Genomic DNA, 1,023 nt, shown 5'->3' with positions numbered 1-1,023 from the left:
TCTCCTTCGCATCACATCTCACGCGACCACCCCCCGCCGCCCCCGTCCCGTGGGTGAGTGGCCCGGCTCCCCGCCAAACTCCCCCCGCGCCCCTCCCCCTCCAAAGCCACCACGGCGAACCGCACAGGACCCAGCCACTCCCCACACCCCCAGCACGCGACCGCGGGAAGTCAACCCAGCCGACTTCCTACGCATCACCCCGGTGAATATGTCGGTCGGTCTACATATTTCTCCCAGAACCGACCCCAGCCACCCCAAATACACACAGAAAGTCGGCCCGGCCGACTTCTCACGTGGGCCCCTCCGCAACCGCGCATTCCACCGCCGAGGAGCAGCACCGCGGGCCACGCAGAAAGTCGACCCGGCCGACTTCTCACGCATCCCTTCCCCCTCCAGGGCCACCATGGCGAACTGCACGGGACCAGCCACTCCCCCACACCCCCAGCACGCGACCGCGAAAAGTCGACCCAGTCGACTTCCTACGCATCACCCCGTTGAATATGTCGGTCGGTCTACATATTTCTCTCAGACCCGAACCCAGCCACCCCAAATACACACAGAAAGTCGGCCGGGCCGACTTCTCACGCAGACTCCTCCGCAACCACGCATTCCACCGCCGACGGGCAGCGCCGCGGGCCACGCAGAAAGTCGGCCTGGTCGACTTCCTGCGCAACCTCTCACGAACCCCACCATGGCCTGCCGCCCCCACACCCCGTCGCGCGGGCAAGTGGAAACGGACCAGCTGGCTTCCCACGCGGCTCCCACTTTCCGCGAGGGCACCCTGGCCAGCTGCGCGAGAAGTCGGCGGGGTCGACTTCTCGCGCGGGCTCCTCCCATTTCCGCGCATTCCACCGCTCAGGAACACCATCGCGGGCTGCCGCACAGGAAGTCGGCGGGATCGACTTCCCACGCGGGCTCCTCCCGCTACCGCGCATTCCACCGCTGAGGCAGCGTGGCGGGCCGCGCAGGAAGTCGGACGGGCCGACTTCCTGCGCACCGCTCCCAGTTCCGCGCTTCCTCTCC

The sequence above is a fragment of the Kitasatospora sp. NPDC127116 genome, assembly GCF_042677365.1.
GTDB lineage: Bacteria > Actinomycetota > Actinomycetes > Streptomycetales > Streptomycetaceae > Kitasatospora > Kitasatospora lactacystinica.
This window is presented reverse-complemented; position numbering follows the sequence as displayed.